This is a genomic window from Lactobacillus sp. C449L, from assembly GCF_059900815.1.
In genome coordinates, this window is sequence record NZ_JBWXGA010000212.1 from 1 (window position 1) to 458 (window position 458).

At 71.2% G+C, this 458-nt stretch carries 1 protein-coding gene and 1 pseudogene; one reads left to right on the forward strand and one right to left on the reverse strand.

Annotated features, from left to right (window positions below; all coding sequences use genetic code 11):
* A pseudogene (locus AC2JF9_RS09075) lies at positions 1-134 on the forward strand (phosphoribosylformylglycinamidine synthase I); the annotation flags it as partial.
* On the opposite strand, the gene AC2JF9_RS09080 reads toward AC2JF9_RS09075, so the two are convergent.
* The coding region (locus AC2JF9_RS09080; protein ID WP_500727114.1) for a hypothetical protein at positions 135-458 on the reverse strand (324 nt) is incomplete at its 5' end.

Here is a 458-nt window from a genome sequence, read left to right on the forward strand (position 1 = left end):
GGATCTTCTCGCAGAACCGCAACGTGCTCGGCCTGATGCCGCATCCCGAGAACTTCGTCGAGCCGATCGTCGGCGGCACGGACGGGAAGCCCTTGTTCGACAGCCTCGTCGGGCGCCTCGTGGCGGCCGCCTGATCATCGCTTGCCTGAGGAGCGGCGGGCGTGGAACTCGCCTGCCTCCCGAGATTCGGCAGCGGGCAATCCTGCCTCGCCCCGGAGCGCCCGACGGAACTCGTCCCGCCGCTCGTGGATGGACGCGATGACCGGCCCCATCGCGACGCCGATATCGACAAGCACCGCCTCGGACAGCTGCAGGCTCGCCTCGATCGTCTCGGGCACGGCGTCGGTGACGCCGAGCGCGTAGAGCTGGGCGGCATGCCGGGCGTCGCGCGCCCGGGCCACGATCGTGAGGTCCGGCCGCCAGTTCCGCACGGTCTCCACCAGCGCCTGGCTGGCGCT